The organism is Dapis brunnea BLCC-M229 (genome assembly GCF_050015995.1).
GTDB lineage: Bacteria > Cyanobacteriota > Cyanobacteriia > Cyanobacteriales > Microcoleaceae > Trichodesmium.
The window spans coordinates 26,250-43,875 of sequence record NZ_JBNHEP010000207.1 but is presented as its reverse complement, the minus strand read 5'-3'; the positions used below and the strand labels follow the sequence as shown (position 1 = coordinate 43,875).

At 37.4% G+C, this 17,626-nt stretch carries 21 protein-coding genes; 12 read left to right on the top strand and 9 right to left on the bottom strand.

Annotation, left to right across the window (positions count from 1 at the left end; translation table 11 throughout):
- Positions 1-519 precede the first annotated feature (519 nt).
- The 9 genes from ACP6PM_RS23185 (at position 520) to ACP6PM_RS23145 (ending at position 10,084) form a co-directional block, all read left to right on the top strand.
- Positions 520-1,638, top strand: a complete 1,119-nt coding sequence (locus ACP6PM_RS23185; RefSeq protein WP_426588800.1) for a hypothetical protein — start codon at positions 520-522, stop codon at positions 1,636-1,638.
- A complete protein-coding gene (locus ACP6PM_RS23180) occupies positions 1,601-2,956 on the top strand; it encodes a vWA domain-containing protein (RefSeq protein WP_426588798.1) in 1,356 nt (451 codons plus the stop codon). The genes ACP6PM_RS23185 and ACP6PM_RS23180 overlap by 38 nt, the downstream gene beginning before the upstream one ends.
- Positions 2,957-3,116: 160 nt before the next feature.
- Positions 3,117-3,473, top strand: a complete 357-nt coding sequence (locus ACP6PM_RS23175; RefSeq protein WP_426588796.1) for a tetratricopeptide repeat protein — start codon at positions 3,117-3,119, stop codon at positions 3,471-3,473.
- Positions 3,474-4,432: 959 nt separating this feature from the next.
- Positions 4,433-4,579: a hypothetical protein gene (locus tag ACP6PM_RS23170; protein ID WP_426588795.1), complete on the top strand. Its 147-nt coding sequence runs from the start codon at positions 4,433-4,435 to the stop codon at positions 4,577-4,579.
- Positions 4,580-4,596: 17 nt separating this feature from the next.
- Positions 4,597-5,226, top strand: coding sequence for a hypothetical protein (locus ACP6PM_RS23165; protein ID WP_426588794.1), 630 nt, complete (start codon positions 4,597-4,599; stop codon positions 5,224-5,226).
- 158 nt (positions 5,227-5,384) lie between these two features.
- On the top strand, positions 5,385-6,290 hold the full coding sequence (locus ACP6PM_RS23160) for a nucleotidyltransferase domain-containing protein (RefSeq protein ID WP_426588792.1): 906 nt from the start codon (positions 5,385-5,387) through the stop codon (positions 6,288-6,290).
- 1 nt (position 6,291) lies between these two features.
- Positions 6,292-6,504 (top strand): Cap15 family CBASS effector, encoded by a 213-nt coding sequence (locus ACP6PM_RS23155; protein ID WP_426588790.1) that lies wholly within the window; start codon positions 6,292-6,294, stop codon positions 6,502-6,504.
- The gene (locus ACP6PM_RS23150) at positions 6,470-6,937 is read left to right on the top strand and encodes a Cap15 family cyclic dinucleotide receptor domain-containing protein (protein ID WP_426588788.1); all 468 of its coding nucleotides are present in this window, start codon (positions 6,470-6,472) and stop codon (positions 6,935-6,937) included. Before ACP6PM_RS23155 ends, ACP6PM_RS23150 begins: the two co-directional genes overlap by 35 nt.
- A gap of 420 nt (positions 6,938-7,357) precedes the next feature.
- Entirely contained in the window at positions 7,358-10,084 is a 2,727-nt protein-coding gene (locus tag ACP6PM_RS23145) for a DEAD/DEAH box helicase (protein ID WP_426588786.1), read from the top strand.
- Positions 10,085-10,091: 7 nt separating this feature from the next.
- On the opposite strand, the gene ACP6PM_RS23140 is transcribed toward ACP6PM_RS23145, so the two are convergent.
- The 6 genes from ACP6PM_RS23140 to ACP6PM_RS23115 all read right to left on the bottom strand — a co-directional run bounded on the left by ACP6PM_RS23140 (position 10,092) and on the right by ACP6PM_RS23115 (position 14,403).
- Positions 10,092-10,337 carry a site-specific integrase gene (locus ACP6PM_RS23140; RefSeq protein ID WP_426588803.1) on the bottom strand — a complete coding sequence of 82 codons (246 nt, stop codon included), beginning with the start codon at positions 10,335-10,337 and terminating at the stop codon, positions 10,092-10,094.
- 142 nt (positions 10,338-10,479) lie between these two features.
- The gene (locus tag ACP6PM_RS23135) at positions 10,480-11,025 is read right to left on the bottom strand and encodes a redoxin domain-containing protein (protein ID WP_426588784.1); all 546 of its coding nucleotides are present in this window, start codon (positions 11,023-11,025) and stop codon (positions 10,480-10,482) included.
- Positions 11,026-11,155: 130 nt separating this feature from the next.
- On the bottom strand, positions 11,156-12,043 hold the full coding sequence (locus ACP6PM_RS23130) for an alpha/beta fold hydrolase (RefSeq protein ID WP_426588782.1): 888 nt from the start codon (positions 12,041-12,043) through the stop codon (positions 11,156-11,158).
- 47 nt (positions 12,044-12,090) lie between these two features.
- The gene (locus ACP6PM_RS23125; RefSeq protein WP_426588780.1) at positions 12,091-12,657 is read right to left on the bottom strand and encodes a carboxymuconolactone decarboxylase family protein; all 567 of its coding nucleotides are present in this window, start codon (positions 12,655-12,657) and stop codon (positions 12,091-12,093) included.
- Between the two features lie 37 nt (positions 12,658-12,694).
- Positions 12,695-13,360 carry a peroxiredoxin-like family protein gene (locus ACP6PM_RS23120; protein ID WP_426588778.1) on the bottom strand — a complete coding sequence of 222 codons (666 nt, stop codon included), beginning with the start codon at positions 13,358-13,360 and terminating at the stop codon, positions 12,695-12,697.
- A 383-nt stretch (positions 13,361-13,743) separates the two neighbouring features.
- On the bottom strand, positions 13,744-14,403 hold the full coding sequence (locus ACP6PM_RS23115) for a peroxiredoxin-like family protein (protein WP_426588776.1): 660 nt from the start codon (positions 14,401-14,403) through the stop codon (positions 13,744-13,746).
- A gap of 174 nt (positions 14,404-14,577) precedes the next feature.
- Between ACP6PM_RS23115 and ACP6PM_RS23110 the strand changes: the two genes are divergently transcribed.
- Both ACP6PM_RS23110 and ACP6PM_RS23105 read left to right on the top strand, forming a co-directional pair.
- The gene (locus ACP6PM_RS23110) at positions 14,578-15,474 is read left to right on the top strand and encodes a LysR family transcriptional regulator (RefSeq protein ID WP_426588774.1); all 897 of its coding nucleotides are present in this window, start codon (positions 14,578-14,580) and stop codon (positions 15,472-15,474) included.
- Between the two features lie 223 nt (positions 15,475-15,697).
- On the top strand, positions 15,698-15,787 hold the full coding sequence (locus tag ACP6PM_RS23105; protein WP_426588772.1) for a hypothetical protein: 90 nt from the start codon (positions 15,698-15,700) through the stop codon (positions 15,785-15,787).
- On the opposite strand, the gene ACP6PM_RS23100 is transcribed toward ACP6PM_RS23105, so the two are convergent.
- The 3 genes from ACP6PM_RS23100 to ACP6PM_RS23090 all read right to left on the bottom strand — a co-directional run bounded on the left by ACP6PM_RS23100 (position 15,778) and on the right by ACP6PM_RS23090 (position 16,525).
- The gene (locus ACP6PM_RS23100) at positions 15,778-15,915 is read right to left on the bottom strand and encodes a hypothetical protein (RefSeq protein ID WP_426588770.1); all 138 of its coding nucleotides are present in this window, start codon (positions 15,913-15,915) and stop codon (positions 15,778-15,780) included. The two genes, ACP6PM_RS23105 and ACP6PM_RS23100, sit on opposite strands and share 10 nt — an antisense overlap.
- 77 nt (positions 15,916-15,992) lie before the next feature.
- Entirely contained in the window at positions 15,993-16,310 is a 318-nt protein-coding gene (locus ACP6PM_RS23095; RefSeq protein WP_426588768.1) for a hypothetical protein, read from the bottom strand.
- A complete protein-coding gene (locus tag ACP6PM_RS23090; RefSeq protein WP_426588766.1) occupies positions 16,289-16,525 on the bottom strand; it encodes a helix-turn-helix domain-containing protein in 237 nt (78 codons plus the stop codon). The genes ACP6PM_RS23095 and ACP6PM_RS23090 overlap by 22 nt, the downstream gene beginning before the upstream one ends.
- 269 nt (positions 16,526-16,794) lie before the next feature.
- Between ACP6PM_RS23090 and ACP6PM_RS23085 the strand changes: the two genes are divergently transcribed.
- Positions 16,795-17,592: a creatininase family protein gene (locus ACP6PM_RS23085; protein ID WP_426588764.1), complete on the top strand. Its 798-nt coding sequence runs from the start codon at positions 16,795-16,797 to the stop codon at positions 17,590-17,592.
- Positions 17,593-17,626 lie beyond the last annotated feature (34 nt).

Below are 17,626 nucleotides of genomic sequence, written 5' to 3'. Positions count from 1 at the left end.
TGCCTTATTAATAATCGGTGCATCGGTGTAAAAATCCTGGTCTAGTCTGAGTTATCTGTGCCTTTTAATAATCTGTGTATGGGTGTAAAAAATCCTGGTCGAGTCTAACTTATTCCTGATTTATAATAATTTTTGCTAAAAATCCTTGTCGAACCTAACTTATTTCTGCCACTATACTATTAGAAATCTCCAATAATAAAAAATAAAATCAATTATCCCACATAAACCATCAATTCTTTCTCCCTCTTCCCTACTCCCCACTCCCTACTCCCTCTTTTCTGGAGATGTCTATTGACATTCTGGAGTATATAGGATTACCCAAATACCTTAGGACATTGCTAAATCCTGTTTGCAGAGCATTTGGGCACCGAAAACTCACTCACAGATTACTTTTAACTTTTGCTTTTTCACTTGCCTGTAGCGCTATACTATTTAAAATGCAAACTATTTCAAAAATCTGTATATTTGCTAATTACCTACTAATTCTGACTCTATCAAAATAAAAATTAATCTGAAATTATGAGAATATACCTATATATTCTATCGGGAATTACATCCGCATTAATAGGTTGGAGCATAGGGCAATTTATCCTCAGCGATTTAGGCTGGTTAAAAAAATTTCCCGAACTAGCATTATTTCCTTGCATCGCAATTTCCCTCGCAGTTGGGATAGTAGCCACAGATATATTTTTAAGTAATCCTACCCGATTTAAACGCAACTTCAGCAGAGGTATAATACCCCTAAGCATTGCTGCCGGATTAGGATTTTTAATTGGCATTACTTCTGGAGGATTAGTACAAATATTACTTAATCCACAATTACGGGATAAAGTCATAACTATACCCGATGAATTTGTCAGAATAGTTGGCTGGATATTAATTGGCGGAGCAGTGGGTTTAGCTGAAGGTTTGACTTGGCGCTGGCGCAGTATAGAAGCAGGAGATAAACGCCGTTTTTGGCAACGATTTACTATTAGTTTAACTACCAGTATTTTGACTTCTTTAGTCGCGGCTATTATCTTTGAATGGATACGACAAAAAATGGGAGGAATGCCCATAGCTTTAAAAGCTTGGGAAGACACAATAGGGTTTTCTTTATTGGGAGGTTTATTAGGTTTAGTCTTAAGTTTTTCTACCTCTCCTAGTCATCTAGTTGCTCTTAGAGCTGGAGCCGGTTTTGAATATACTGAAAATATCAATATTAGTCAAAACAAAACACCTAGTAATTATCCTCATATTCAGAAAGAATTATCACCAAAACTGAAATTTGTGAGTAATGACTTAACCCAGAAAATTGAAGAAGGATTATCCATTCAATTACCTGCTAGAGGCAAAGTTAAAATCGGTTCAGCTCAGTTAAAAATTTTAGGTAGTCAACAATTTGGGGTAAATATTTGTATTCCTGGTTTACCATTACATATTGCTGACTTAGACCTAGCACCTAGCCAAACAATTCTGGTACCTAATCTCAAATTTTTCAATAGAATAGAATATCAAGGCGATCGCTTGAAGGAAAGTACACCAATTAAACTAAAACATAACGACTTAATTACATTTCATGCTGAAAATGGTGTCTATAATGGTAAAAAATTATTCAGATTTGTCTACTACAATCGTTTCTTGGACCCGCAAGGTTAGTCTATCTTTATTAATATTAAGTTTCTACATTAATCCTAGTTCTGCTCTAGTCAAAAATCTGGAAATTATTGAAGCTATTCCTGACCGGAATGAAGGAAAAGTTACGCTCCGAGTGAAAGTCTACGACCAAAACAATAAACCAGTAAGAGGTCTACAAAAAGATGACTTCAATTTAACAGTTTGTCCGCCGAAAGCCGACCCCAAAACTGGAGAATGTCAAACTTTAAATCAGGCAGATATTAATTGGAAAATTCCCCTATCTGAAGAATTACCTCCTGCTTGGGTAATAGTTTTATTAGACTTTAGTGGCAGTATGAAACAATTAGATAGTAGTGGAGAAAAAACTAAATTAGAAGGAGCGATCGCTGCTATTAGAAAGTTCAATCAAGATTTAGCTAAAAAGGGGGAAAATACCAAAATTTCTATCGTTCCTTTTGGCAAAGGAGGAAAAAACTGTCCGGGAAATCAAGTAACGAAAAAAGAACTAGATAACTTTGTTTTAGCTGGCAATAAAAAAGTCGAACAAACTCTCAAAAAATTAGAAAGTAAACTAGATAATCTTTGTGCAGCGACAGATATTTATGAGCCTTTGCGTCAGGCAGTACAATTTTTTGGTAATCCCGAAGATACTCGTTTTAACCTACCAGCAAATTCTAATTTATCTCAGCCAAGACGTTCAATAATTTTACTTTCTGATGGCTATCATAGTATTTATGGAGAGAGAGAAAATGAACCAGAATTAGAAGCACAAGATTTTGAAAAAATGATGTTTATGTTGAAAAGTTATCCTAATATTACTGTGCATACTTTAGGCTATGGTTTGACTCCCCAACAGTTGCAGCAAAAATATGATTTAAAGCAACCTCCAACTATTAGAGATATTAGTAAAAGAGGGAGAAAAAAAAGTAATGACTCAGAGAGATTAAGCGAACTTGCCGCTGAAGAATTTGTTGACCAAAAGCGACTCCAACAAATAGCAGGAGTAACTAGAGGTATTGCTGAATTTTCTGGAAATGCTGAAAATATTTCTACCAGTTTGACCGAATTTTTAGAGGCTTTATTTGATGAGTATCAAATTAATTATATTCAACCAATAAATGCTGACCGTGGTTCGTTATATAACGTGCAAGTTAGTTTCAAGTTTCCTAATAATTTAGTAGATTCTGAATCAGAGCCTTATGTATTTCCTTGGGTGTCGCGTTCCCTACCTCGTCTGACTAGAATTATCATTTTTTTATTCACATTAGCAGTATTATTAGGAGGTGGTGTAATACCATTTTTATTATGGGCAAAATCAATTAAACGAGAGTATCAATAAAAGTATAGGTGTGATACTAATTCACTTTAAAGATGTCACAAATAGTTTTAAACTAAAGATGTGAAATAACTTCCTGAAATTACTGTAGCGTCAAATAGTGTCAAAGTTATGACTCTATAAAATCTTACTTTTAACTTTTAAATTTTAACTTTTTACTTCCGTGAAGGTGAATCCCCAAACTCCTCATTTTTACTTTAAATTGGCACAGACATATTATCAAAAAAATCGGTTAGAGGAAGCAACTTATCAATATGATCGGGTACTTTTTTTGAATCCCAATCATCTTTCAGAACTTAATGAATTAGGCATGATTGAGAAGAAAACGCAAAAATATCAGGAGGCAGAAACTTACTATCAGCAACTCGCTCAACTTAATCCAAAAAATCCTCGAGTCAGAGTAGAATTAGAAGATGTTTTAACTAAGCAAGAAAAATGCAAAGAAGCAAGAACAGTTGGTCATCAGGTAATAGATTTGAAACAGAAACTTTCAGATGAAATTCTGACTCCTGACTCCTAAGTACCACCAAAATATTACAATTAAAATAGGATTCCTATAGAAGTGATAGTAGTTTTCAAAGTAGATAATATGGAATACACTCCTTTTAGTCGGCAGATTGAAAAATTTGCTGGCGACTAAATCTTGTTTACTGACATAGCAGAAGATTGTGACGTATTTAGAAGTAGATATTTTCATAAATTAAAATCTATAATTCGTCAATACAGTTCTTCAAAGAAATACCTGGTTTGGACACATGAACCAAGATTTAATACCCACTTTAATAAGAAGGTATTCTGGAAAGGAGTAGATGTCAATATAATGAATGTCTATACAGGTGATATTTATGTGGATAATTATTATTATTTTTTTGATGCCAAAAAGACAGATAATATCAGATTATAAAGAAGATAAATTTTATCCAGACAAACAGAAAAAAATTGGAGCTTTAATCAGAAATTGTCAGTGAGATACATCTTTAATTCGTGATGGAAGAGAGTTAGATTTGTATGAATTAAGAAATAACGTTGCATTACAGGGATATCAGTTAGGCAAGGTAGATATTTATGACAAAGGGTGGTCGGAAAATATAATAATCGAAAATTCTCGCTCCGGTGAATCGCATGAAAGGAAACTAGAGATATTGCAGAAATATTATTTTAATCTCTATTGTGAAAACACAATTGCCAATTATTACTGTACGGAAAAATTTGGGATTCTATTATGGTTGGTTGTCTACCGATTTATTATGGAGGAAAAGATAAGTAGAGCGTGGTAAATTTTGTGCGTTATCTATCAAATTGTAAATTAGCTCAAAAATAAGGTATATCATTCTTTTGAAGCATTTTGTAGCTAAATATGCAACGTCTTTTTTTTAGCTTGCTCTACTTAGTAAGATTTATGAAAACTTTGCCAAAAATAGTTTTTTAGAGTACACAGAGTTTAGAGATGCCAATGAATTATTTGAATATATAGAAGCAATGACTATAGAAGAGTTCAATAAACGCTTGAATTTCTGTATTCAAACATTTAATAAAATTTATGATAAGGTCAAGGAAGTAAAACCGATAGAACGGGTAATTAGGAATATAGTACAAAAGCTCAAAGAAATTAAACAAGAATATTAATAGTATGAGGCAAAACTATGATGAATATACCAATTAAATTACCTGATAGTTGTAACTTTTCAGATTATTTCAAGTTGAATTATTACCCGGAGGATATCTTAAATTACTTTGGTTATCAATTAATTACAGAAGAATTAGTTTTGCCCAAGTCTGAACGGCAAATTGATGGGTTAGAAAATCTCAAGCAAAGATTTCGTAAAAGTCTCCCTTATATTACTTTAGATAGTGAGATGGCAAGGCGAGAATTTTTAATTGCTCCAGTATTGATAGAATTAGTTGATTACTGTCAGGCTAAACTTAAGGTTTCCTATCCTTTGGAAATTGAACCTCAGCTAAAAGGTTCCCTAGATTATTTTTTACAAGCTGGAAATAATTTGTTAGTTATTGAGGCAAAGGATGAAAACTTAGAAAGAGGTTTTAAGCAACTAGCAGTTGAGTTAATTGCTCTTGATAAAGGAACAGAAGCAGAACAAAATTTATTATATGGAGCTGTTTCTATAGGTAAAATATGGCAATTTGCCATATTGAAACGGGAAGAAAAGCAAGTGAACCAAGACCTAAATTTATATAGAGTACCTAATGATTTAGAATATTTAATGAAAATTTTAGTAGCAATTCTCACCGGAGTTGAAGAAGGAATTGGGTAGTAGGAAGCGGGAAGTAGGGCAGTAGGGCGGGTTCATTTAATTTAATGTTGATGTCTTAATTTGAACTGGAACCCGCCCCTACTATTGCACTATTTTAACTGCCTCAATTCACTAGAAGTTTTGTTACAATTTTCTCAAATCAAATAGAGAAGTCAACTATGCCTATTCCAGAAATACAACTGTCAACTTGGGCAAAGTCTCAGCAAACTCAATTAGCAATTAATACTCACGAATCAATTCGTAAAGCTTTGAATTATTCAAGATCAAAACTTAAGCTTAATGGATTTTCAGAAGGCAAGCATTTTGAAATTTATCTCCAAGGATCTTATCGAAACAAAACAAACATTCGAGCTGATAGTGATGTAGATGTTGTAGTGCAGTTAAATACTATTTTTTGTAGTAACAAATCACAGATAAATCCATTAGATCGTAAACGTTATGATAGTGTATTTAAGTCTTATGATTATACTTGGGATAACTTTGATAAAGATATTTTAATGAGTTTGCAGAGTTACTATTCTCCAGATAATATTACAACTGGAAACAAATCTATAAAGCTGCAAAAAGGCAGTAACAGGATTGCTGCTGATATTATTCCTTGTATTGAATACAGATACTATTATAAATTTGAAAGTGAATATGAAGATTATATCCCAGGAATTTGCTTTTATACTAGAGATAGTAGAAAGAAAATTATTAATTATCCAAAGTTGCATTTTCACAATGGAGCAGATAAGAATAGTAAAACCAACCAAAATTATAAGCCTACTGTTCGTTTATTTAAAAATGCAAAAAAAATCATAATCAATAGATATAGTTATCTCCTTGAAGCACCATCATATTATATTGAATGTCTACTCTATAATGTCCCAAACAATTGTTTTGTTAACAATCGACAAGACACATATATAAAAGTTGTAAATTGGCTTTGCGAAAATTTGAACAGTTCCTTCATTTGTCAAAATGAAATGCTTAACCTTTTTGGTAATAAACTAGAACAATGGAAATTGGAAGATGCTGAATATTTTATTCAAAGCTTAATAAAATTATGGAAGGATTGGTAAAATGCACGCTTACGCTACTAATGCAAAAGATAGAGAAACTATTCCTTTATATATTGCAGCAATTTCAGTTATGGCTGCACTACTATTAAGTTCTGTCGTTAAGAATTTACAATGGCAAGTTCCTTGGTGGTTAGATGCTCCGTCAGTAATGGGTTTTTATGGTATCTTTTATCAAGCTTTTGAAAAGTTTTTTTTGGCAGTTAAAGTTAGGTAACTTATCCTGTTCAAGTATTCCAAATTTACAAGGTACATGGGTAGGAAAAATCCATTCTTCTTACAATAATAGTGATTATGATGGAATAATTTTGTATGTTCGCCAAACATGGTCAGCTATTAATATTCAACTTCGGGCAACTTCGTCTATTTCTAACTCAACAATGGCTGCTGTGAATACTTTAGATTCTTCTGAAGCTACTTTAAAATATGAATATGTTAATGAACCTTCTACTCGAAGTTTGTCAACAATGTCTATGCACAGAGGTTCTGCTAATTTACGTCTTTCACCTGATGATAAATTTATAGAAGGTGACTATTTTAATGGAAGAGGTAGACAAACTTTTGGTGAAATGAAGTTTACTTTGATTACTCGAAAATATATAAATAGAGATGAAGCAATTAGACAATATAACCAAATACATAATACCTAAAATTATTGAGTTAAAAAACAAACATAGTAACCGAAAAAAATACTACCGAATAATTAATAATTAATAATTATTAATTAAATACCTTGGTTAAAAGCCTCCCCTTTCAAGGGGAAAAGCGGTCGTTTGCGGAGCAGTCCGTAGGATGGGATGGCAAGGAAACCCCGCCATATCCAATCGACCAATAAAAGAAATAATATTTCCTTGTATTCAATCCTCTCGGTTTTAACCAGAGGTAATTATCCATTATCCATTAATGAATATCGTCCTAAATTTATTTCATTTATCTTTTCTTAATTCATTCTTCCTTATGACCAAAAAATAAGGTCTCAATCCTTGCTTTTCAAGGACATGAAAAAAGTATTCTATTCAATGTCTCAAGCCTCTGGCTTCAGGCAGATGTACTGATAACTGATAACTGAAATGACGGATAAACCTACAGACTATGCTGCTATTATTCGAGCTGGAAATCAACTACCATCTCCTCCAGAATGGTTAAAAATTGGTGCAAAAGTCTATTCTCCTGAATATGGCATAGGTCAAATTACAGCCGTATTAGGAAAACGCTTAATTGTAGACTTTTTGGAAAATCATTCTCCAGTGCATTTTTATGATTGGCAAATAGCAATTAATGAGAAACACATTAATCCTAGAGATAGTGTAAGTTTTAATTATAAAAAATTCAAACAGCCACAAAAATCCCAGATTCCCGCAGCAGAAATAGAAGCTATTTCCCGACCAGTATTTAAAACAATTGCCCAAGAATTTATAGATAATTTAGTAGCTATAGATAACAGTCCGCCAATTCGAGGAAAACTCCATCCTTTGCCAGAAGATTTACCAATTACTCTCAAAAATTCTCTGATTATACAAAATATTACAGAACTCTATGAACATCAAATTGAATCATTAACCGCTCTGAGAAAAGGATTAGATATTTGCATTTTTACTCCCACAGCTTCCGGCAAAACTCTCTGTTATAACCTCGCTATTTTAGAATCATGTTTACAACAACCTGAAACTACAGCATTATATATTTTTCCCCTCAAAGCATTGGCATTAGACCAGATGCAAAAGCTAGAAAAAATGACCTCATATTTTCCTGAAAATTCCGTCAAAATTGGATTAATTACAGGTGACATATCTTCAGCAAAAAGAAAAAAATTATTTATTCCTAACCCACCCAATATTTTAGGTGTCAGCCCAGATTTATTACATTATCAATTATATAGAATTAGAAGCAAAGATGGAGAAGGATGGCGCAAATTTTTTCAACAACTCCGCTATGTAGTTATAGATGAATCTCATACTTATAGAGGTGCTTTTGGGGCACATTTTTCTAACCTAATGCGACGGTTAAAAATGGTAGTAGATAGAGTAGGAGGCAATTCAGAAAAATTACAATTTATCTTTAGTTCAGCTACTATCGGAAATCCCGCAGAAATGGCAATGGGATTTAGCGATCGCTCCCACCAAGCAGAAAGACTTCATCTAATCTCAAAAAGTGGTGCTGATACTTCTGGCAAAACTATTTTATTTTTGGAACCAAGTGATACTGCTAATCCTAATGCTTGTCAAATAATTCTGTCTTGGTTGCGCCATGATTTGAGTGGGGTAGTATTTTGTAATTCCAGAGGTGCAGTTAAAAAGTTGTTGGGGATAATTAAACGAATAGCTGATAAAAATAGAGAGAGTTATTTGGCAGATAAGGTAGCAATTTTTTATGGTTCTTTGGGATTTGATAGGCGACAGGATATCATCCAAAAATTACAAACTGGGATGGTAAAAGTTATCCTTTCTACCTCCGCATTAGAAGCAGGAATTGATTTACCAGAACTTGATTGTTGTTTAGTGCGTGGTTATCCAGGAAGTTTAATGTCTTGGAAACAAAGAATCGGTCGGGTAGGAAGGAGAAATCCAGGGTTAGTTATGTTTTTGCCAGTAGCTCAAAATCCTTTAGATAATTTCTATGGTAATAAACCAGATTTATTATTAAATGGTGAAGCTGAAAGTGCTGCTTTTAATCCAAGTTATCCGACAATTTTGGGCAAACATTTAGAATGTAGTTGTGTCGAAAGTGGAGTACCTTTAAATGAAATAACAGAACGTTTTGGAGAAGTAGCTGGAGTAATTACCGATAGTTTATTAAAACAGGAAAAAATATATATTAATAACTCTAATCAACTCTGGGGCTATGGTTATCCTCATCGGAATGTTAATCTTCGCGGTCATGCTCAAAATGATGTGGAGTTGATCGATATTAATACTGGAAAAAGTTTTGAAAAAATGCAAATGAGCCTAGCGCATAAAGAAGTATTTCCAGGGGCAATTTATTTGGCACAAAATTATGATGGTGAGTTAATAACCTATCGTTCTGAAAATCTCGACTTAGATAAAAAACAAGCAATTTTAAAACCTTTAGGGAAAAACTCTAATTTAGAAACTGTTCCAAATAATGAGTTAGCTATTAAAGAAATTCAGCAACTAGCAACACCTCAAATAATTAAAACAAATATTTCCAACGCTAGACTAAGGTTAACTTTATTTTGGGGAGAAATTACGTTTTCCGTCACAGGTTATCAGCTACTTTCCACTAAATCAGAAAAAGGAGTTGAAATTACTACAGTTGTGGATGAAAATAGGTTCGATCCTCCTTATCAAAGTCAATATCAAGCTCCAGTTGTTAAAGTTGAAATAAATGAGACTTTTAGTCAAACTATACGAGAAAATATTACACCAATCAAGGAAAAAATTAAGGATACAAATAAAGGAATAATTCCAGATAATTTCAAAGATTTATGGAGTTGTCATCCAGATTTTATTGCATTGCATAGTATGGGGCATCAAATCATATCTGCTATTCCATTAGTAGTGTTAAGTTCGAGTCAAGATGTCGAATGCTTTGTTCAGAGACAAGGAGGAGAAACAGTAGGTTATTTTTTTGATACTTGTGATGGTGGAAATGGAGCAACTGAGGCAATTTTTAATCAACTGTTGAAGTTTGCCAAAAAAGCAACAGAATTAGCAAAAAATTGTGATTGTGAATATGGTTGTCCTAGGTGTTTAACTCAACATCGTTGTCCTCAGCAAAATCGAGGTTTATACAAAGATTTGGGTTTATTACTTTTAGAAGCGATCTACTATAAATAAAGTTATTTCAGTTATCAGTTATCAGTACCTCCTGCTGAAGTAGGAGGCTTGAAATACGGAAATCATTGAGAAAGCTGCGGAGGCTGGACAGCTTGCGATTAATAGTTTGAGGTTTTAATTCTAATGTTTCATCTAAGTAGCGTTTATACTCTCGTAAATCTGTTGCTGTAATCACTGCTGGAGTCAATTGTTCCTGGTTTTTAGATTTGAACCATTCAGTAAAAGCATCAAAATCACAGAGATATTTGTCTATTTCCTCTCACAACGCCAAGTAGATTTTTTCATTTTTTGCGCTTATGTCAGCTATACCCCATTTAGCAACGCCTATCCATTGTGAGAACAAGTAAAAAGTGGAGTCATTAAAAATTTCATCTGACCCCACTTATTCTTGCCTCCTATTTATTCAAAGAAGCAATGTATGCCTGAACCTTCTTGTATTCTTCAGGATGGTTTTGCTCAAGGTAATTCATGTCAGTTTTATTAAATGAATTACCGTTTTCTTTGCCTTCAAGGATTTGCTCAAGTGAAGAAACAATATCTGTAACTAATGGTCTGTCACTAGCTCCACCTAGATTCATCTCACTAGGAACTATTGCCCACTTATAAAGTATATTCCCTTCAGAGTCTTCAATAATAACTCCGGGTTGAACCATTCCGTTGGGATAAATTCCGTCTACACCTTTGAACGGAACTTCGGATTGAGGCGTGATGACAATCCCGTATTTTTTAGCTTCAATGTTTTCTTCATCAATTTGAATGTCAAAGTTGAGTCCAAGCTCTTTTTGGGACTGGTTTCCCGCTTGAGAAGTAATTCCGACAACTTTTCCACCAAGCTCTTGAATTTTATGAAGTGCTTGATCGTTAAAGTCTTTTAAGTAGCCCGAACACCACGGACACCAATCGCCTCTAAAAAACACCTTTACAGTAAAATCGCTGCTCATCTTAATTCCTCCAATGCTGTATATATGTTGTGTAATTTGCTAATTTTTCTAGTGGGAGTCGTAGACTTTGCCACTGATCTTCCCATCAGCGGGGTCAAAGCTGCCCGGCTTTCAGGTTCTTGTTGGACGACTAACCAATCTTTAGAAGGAAGCTCCGAATTAACGGGAGAATCCTCGGAGCATCTTCTTCCAATACGAAGTGCCCCGTTGGGAACAGGTGAAACTCGGGGCTCTCAAGGTGCCTACGATATGCCTCAGCCCCAGCCGCAATGAAAATAGGGTCGCGCTCGCCCCAGGCGATCAAAGTAGGCGGCTGGCTCTCCTTCAAGAAAGCTTGCCATTCCGGATACAGCTCAACATTTGTTCTGTAGTCGTAGAATAGATCTAGCTGCATCTGCCTTTGACCAGGACGCTGGAGCCAAGCAAAGTCAAGAGTCCAGTTGTCTGGGTTGATACCATCGGGGTTTCGCGTCCCCTGCGTGTACTGCCACTTAACACCTTGGAGGCTCAGGAGTTGATCTGCAATCATGGCTTCTTTTTCTTCCGTGTGGCTCTCCCAATAGCTCCGGACGGGTGCGGAACTATCAGGATCAAATCCCTCCTCGTAAGCATTGCCATTCATCACAATCAGGCCCTTGACCCTCTTGGGGTACTTCGTCGCTAGACGGAAGCCAACCGGAGCGCCATAGTCCTGGATCGCCAGAACCCACTCCGTAATCCCCTTCTGTTCGAGAAGAGCCTCAGTCGTCTTGGCGAGATTGTCGAAGGTGTATTTGTAGTCCTTCGGATCAGGAAAATCGCTGTTACCGAACCCGGGGTAATCTGGAGCGATCAAGTAGAACTCATCACCAAGATTGTCCAGGACCTCACGGTACATGTGTGAAGAAGATGGAAAGCCGTGCAGAAGCACAACGGCCCGCCTCTGTGGATCTCCAGATTCTCTGTAGAACACACGAACATCGTCTACTGACTCAAATGCGTAGCGTGTGCGGGCAAAATCATTGGATGCTTGTTTCATGGATGCTCTCCAGTAGTACTAATGGCGAGTATCGCCTTTGAAAACCTTTAGACATTCACGGCCTCGTCCGGAGACCATGTGAAGCGCCGGAACGGTGCATCAACCGGAGCTTGGGTAAACTTGTTCGAGTAGTTGGACAGCACCTTCAGCGCCGTGCCGAGCACCACTTCGAGGATGTTTGCCTTCGTGTAGCCAGCGGATAGGAAAGCATCCACATCTGATTCGCTCACGTTGCCACGAGTCTCAAACACTTTCTCCGTGAACGAACGGAGCGCTTCGAGCTTTGCATCATCCAATGACGATCCTGATCGAAGTGCAGTAACGACATCGGTAGGCACGCCCTGCGACTTTGAAACCGCAGAGTGGGCAGCCATGCAATAAGTGCAACCATTGAGACGGTTGTTAGTCATCAAAACGACTTGCTTCTCTGTGGGCGTGAAATCGCTCTTTTCGTAGATGCCCATGAGCGTGGAATAGCCCTCGATAGCTGCCGGGGACTCGGCGAGCGTGGCCATTAGGTTGGGGAGCATCCCGAACGTGGCCTTGACTTTGCTGATGATTGGTTTGCTGGCTGCGGGGGCAGACTCTTCGGTGTGTACGGTGAATTCAGACATGGGTATTCCTTTGCTTTCAAGAGTGCTAGGGATAAGTTCATAATCTTGCCGGGATAGCAAGGTTATCGAGAACTGGGAACAAGTCACTAGGTTCAGGACGGCGAGTATAATCCGGATTGACCTCTGCGTAGGCAATTGTGCCATCAGTGTCGATGACATACCTTGCGGGCATGGGCAAGGTCCATTTGTCATCGTTATGAATCTTTGGAAGATCTACCTTGAACAACTTAAAGAATTCAATCACATAGGGCTGTAATGTCCAGCGCAGGCCAAAACGCTCTGCCAATTCTCCACCTTGGTCTGTGAGGATTGGATAACTGAGATTGTTATTTCGTTGGGACTTGCGACTGCTTGAAGCTCCTTGCTGGGAAATCGCAATAAGTGAAGCACCTCGGGAACGGATGTCGTCAGCAACTTCTTCTAGTGCTTGTAGATCAAAATTGCAGTAGGGGCACCAGACACCACGATAAAAAGTCAGTACCAAGGGTCCTTTGGCGAGCAAGTCTCTCGAAGAGACCAGGTTGCTGTCTGAATCAGATAACGTAAATTCGGGGGCTAGGTCACCTGCTTTGAGGGCACGCGCGGCATTTCCATTTTCGATCAATTCACGAGTAGAACGATGAAAGGCTTCCACCGCCGCGGCCGGAGCTTTGTTTGCTTCAAAGTCTGCCTTAAAAGCATCGAGTTTTTCTTGAAGAGACATAATTTTATTCCTGTTTTGTGATTTTTCATTGGCATGAGGATTACATCAGGGTTCATTCAAAGACTGGTAATGTATTCAGGCTTTCGTGAACTGATTCATCTGCCTACTATTCAGTATTGCTCATTTGTTTATTAATTGGTAGAGTCAATATATCTCTAATAGTTATTTGAAACACAAATGAATGATCGAATCTCTACCTTGCACTTATATTGCTGTCTAAATTTTGTGTTAATCAAGGGTTTATCTTGACTTTTTATCCTTCTCTCAGATCTTTGCAACACAACCGGGCAAGCAGCATAAAGAGTTTTTCTTTGCTCAATTTTTAATCTGACAGTCCACTTTGTAGCAACTTCGCAGTTAACCCTATTTCGACCATCGATTGCTTAAGCCACAGAGGTAGTGAGATTTTTAATTGCTTCTAAAGCTTTCTTGGGTTCTAAGCGTTGAGTATAGTCAACATTGACATTAGCTAATATAATGCGACTATCTGGCGCAATGACAAAAGTACCGGGAACTGGCAATGTCCAACTATCAATACCATTTATTTTTGGTAGAAATGCTCCCCAATTGGTATAGAGCTTTTGTAGTTTATGGGAAAGAGTGAAAGCAACACCATAAGCCTTCGCAACTTCCGAACCAACATCACTTAAAACATCGAACTCTAAATCATTTTTTTCTGCTGTAGATAGAGAGTTATCGGGAGCTTGGGGAGAAACGGCGATTAAAGAAGCACCAATACTCTTAATTTCTGGTAACAGTTGCTGGTAGGCTCTTAATTCCAAATTGCAGTACGGACACCAACCACCTCGATAGAAAGTTAGGATTACAGCTCCTTTGGCTAAATAATTCTGGAGATTAATCTGTTGATTGGAGGCATTAGATAAGGTGAAATCTGGGGCAATATCGCCAATAGTTAATAACTCACGGCTATTGAATTCTTCGGCTAAATTAAGAGTTTCTTGCTCCATGAGCGTAGCTGCTTCAGGGGGAATTTTTGCTAGAAATTCGTTACGAAATTCATCCAGAGACGCTTTTAAATTCATCTTAATTTCCTCGCTTTAATTACTTGTTTATTTCGATGTATCAATCATGATTGATACATCGAAATAATGCATTCAGGCTTTCGTGAACTGATCCATCTGCCTACTATTCAGTATTGCTTATTTGTTTATTAATTGGTAGAGTCAATATATCTCTAATAGTTATTTGAAAAACAAATGAGCGTTCAGATATCGACCTTGCGTTTATTTTGCCGTGTCGCCAGAACCGGCAGCTTTACAGCTGCGGGAAAAGAGGTTGACTTGTCCCAGCCCTCTGTTTCCAGAATCATCTCCAAGCTGGAAAAGGATCTTGGGGCGGCGCTATTTGTCAGAAGTACCCATGCAGTGAAATTGACAGAGGCTGGGGCGGACTATCTTGCAAGAATAGACCCGATTCTTTCTGCTTTGGAAGAGGCTAACCATCTGGTTCGCAGTGATGGAAGGTTGCAGGGCCGCTTGAGAGTGGGGGTGGCCACGAGCTTGGCAGTACGCGAAATCATTCCTCGCCTTCCCGATTTCCTGGCTCAACATCCGGGTTTACATGTCGATCTCGTGCTAACTGATGCACGCCAAGATTTGATCGAGCAGGCTATTGATGTTGCACTACGTTTCGGTCCGCTCAGCGATTCAACTATGGTCGCGCGGCGGCTAGCTGTAACACCGCGGCTGATAGCTGCTTCTCCCGCATATTTGGCGAAGGCAGGAACGCCACAAATTCCTGCAGATCTTGCAGGGCATCAAGTGATTATTGGGCCTTCGAGTATGGGGTCTACTGGCTGGAGTTTTAAAAAAGACGGCAAAACTTTGTCCGTAAGAGTTGAAGGTCAGCTCATGGTGACCGTCAATGAGGCGTCAACGGCTGCTGCTTTGGCTGGAATGGGGATTATCTCCACGGCTTTTTTAGGGTGTAGGGCAGAACTCGAAAGGGGTGAACTCGTTCAAATTCTTGCAGATTGGGAAATCGGAACTGTCGAGGTCAATGCTTTGCTCGCTGGAGGGAGAACTGCAAAGCCTTCAGCTCGCGCCTTTGCAGATTATCTCGTGGCATCGTTCCGCAATAGCGCTTCAATATAATTCAGTTCTCCCCAAATATGGATAACGCCCACAAACTCGCACCAATCAACTGCAAGAAATTCAGAACTATTTAGGATGGAGGAAACCGAATCAAGCTGATTATCAACAGTTAGAAGCCTAGTTACTTGAACGAGCAATGGAACATGACCGCCCTTTGCTCCTGTTTCAATTACTCATCAAAAAATTAGAAACCTCTGCAGTCGTAACTTGGAACACGATTTACATGGAAGCTGTGATCGAGCAACTGGCAAGTGAAGGTCATCTTGAGAGTGATGAAGATATTAACCGATTATTACCCACTCGCTACGAATAACGAGTTAATCCTTTTTTCGCTTGTTTGTAGGCTTTGACGTTCGCAAATCTGCTTCCATCACTACAAGTTGCTAGAGTATTTATGCCTACATCTACACCGATAACAGCTCGTTTTTTGGGGTTGCACATTAAAGAATGATAATAGGTTTTAAACTGTACATATATGAAGAAAAGAATTACCTAAAAATATCTACTTTCAGAGTTCATCATTCCTGATTGTGCAACGCCCGTTTTTTCGTCGGAGGTTTGGACTCACATTGATACTTAAAACTAATATACCAATCACCTGCACGTTTTGATATCCTGACATTTTTTATTGGTACAGATGGTAATATTTCATAAGTTTTTACTATTCCTATTCTTGGTAATTGCATGTAGTTTCCTTGAAGAATTTTGATACTTCCTTCTAAGTAAAAACTGTCTTTTTTCCCTTTTTTATTGAGTTTAGGAAACCCACGTTTGGGAATAGTTAAAAAGTTTTTAAATGCCCTGTCTAAATCTCTTAAAGCTTGTTGAGGGCACACTTTGATACTTCATAATACCAAGGGTTAATTGATTTAACCTCAGCAACTAAGCGCTTATGTAAAGTAATAGCACTAGGGCGCTTCTTAGTTAATTCGTAATCAGAAATACAAGTTGCTAATCCCCAATTATAAGCATGACGAGCCACACCTGCGTGTTTGGCAAGTATAGTTTTCTGGTAATTGTTGACTTTTAATTTGGTCTTAATTAATTTCATTTAATTGGTAAGCTATGCAGCCCAAGGAGCTTGATAATTTACCATGACTTATGTATCATAACTAGATAGTTAGTCTAGTATAGATAATCAGTTGATTTCCCACATAATTTATTAATATTTATTTAACATTTGTCCAACTTTGTCAAATTTTTCGCCTTCAGTAGTTAACCCTTGCCTCTAAGCTACTCAGGAAACCATCCTTCTAAAATTAGTATCCCAATAGATTCAAATTTAATCAACAAAATTAGAAATAACATAGGATTAAGAACATGCACAATTTCATTCCACCAGAAAGATTTTTTCCCTATCTCACCTGGCAAGATATTGAGACAATGCCAGATAAAGAAAATGTAGTAATTATTCAACCAGTAGGTTCCATCGAACAACACGGACCTCATTTACCCTTAATTGTCGATTCAGCGATCGCCACTTATGTCACGGGTAAAGCTCTTGCCAAACTAGATCGGAATACTCCCGCCTACGCCTTGCCCACCCAATATTACGGCAAATCTAACGAACATTGGCATTTTCCAGGCACGATTACCCTTACGGCCCAGACTTTAATGGCTGTATTGACAGAAACAGCAGAAAGTATCTATCGCTCTGGGTTCCGTAAATTGGTATTTTTAAACGCTCATGGTGGGCAGCCACAAGTTATTGAAATTGTAGCCCGAGACTTGCACCAAAAATATGAGGATTTTTTACTATTTCCGCTTTTGGTTTGGCGCGTACCTAATCCTTATGAAGAGTTGTTAACTCAGAAGGAAATGGAATTAGGAATTCATGCTGGAGATGCTGAAACTAGCATGATGTTATCAATGATGCCAGATGTGGTGAGGATGGATAAGGCAGTTTGCGAATATCCTCAAGGTTTACCAGAAAATAGTATGTTGAGTATGGAGGGAAATTTGCCTTTTGCTTGGTTGACGCGAGAGTTGACTCATAGTGGTGTTTTTGGTGATGCTAAGGTAGCGACTAGGGAAAAAGGCGATCGGATACTTGAGGCTTTTACTGATGGTTGGGTGCAGGTGATTAAGGATATTTATGAGTTTCGGCAGCCAAGTTAAGGAGTTCAGATAGGGGGTGCATATTGATAATCCA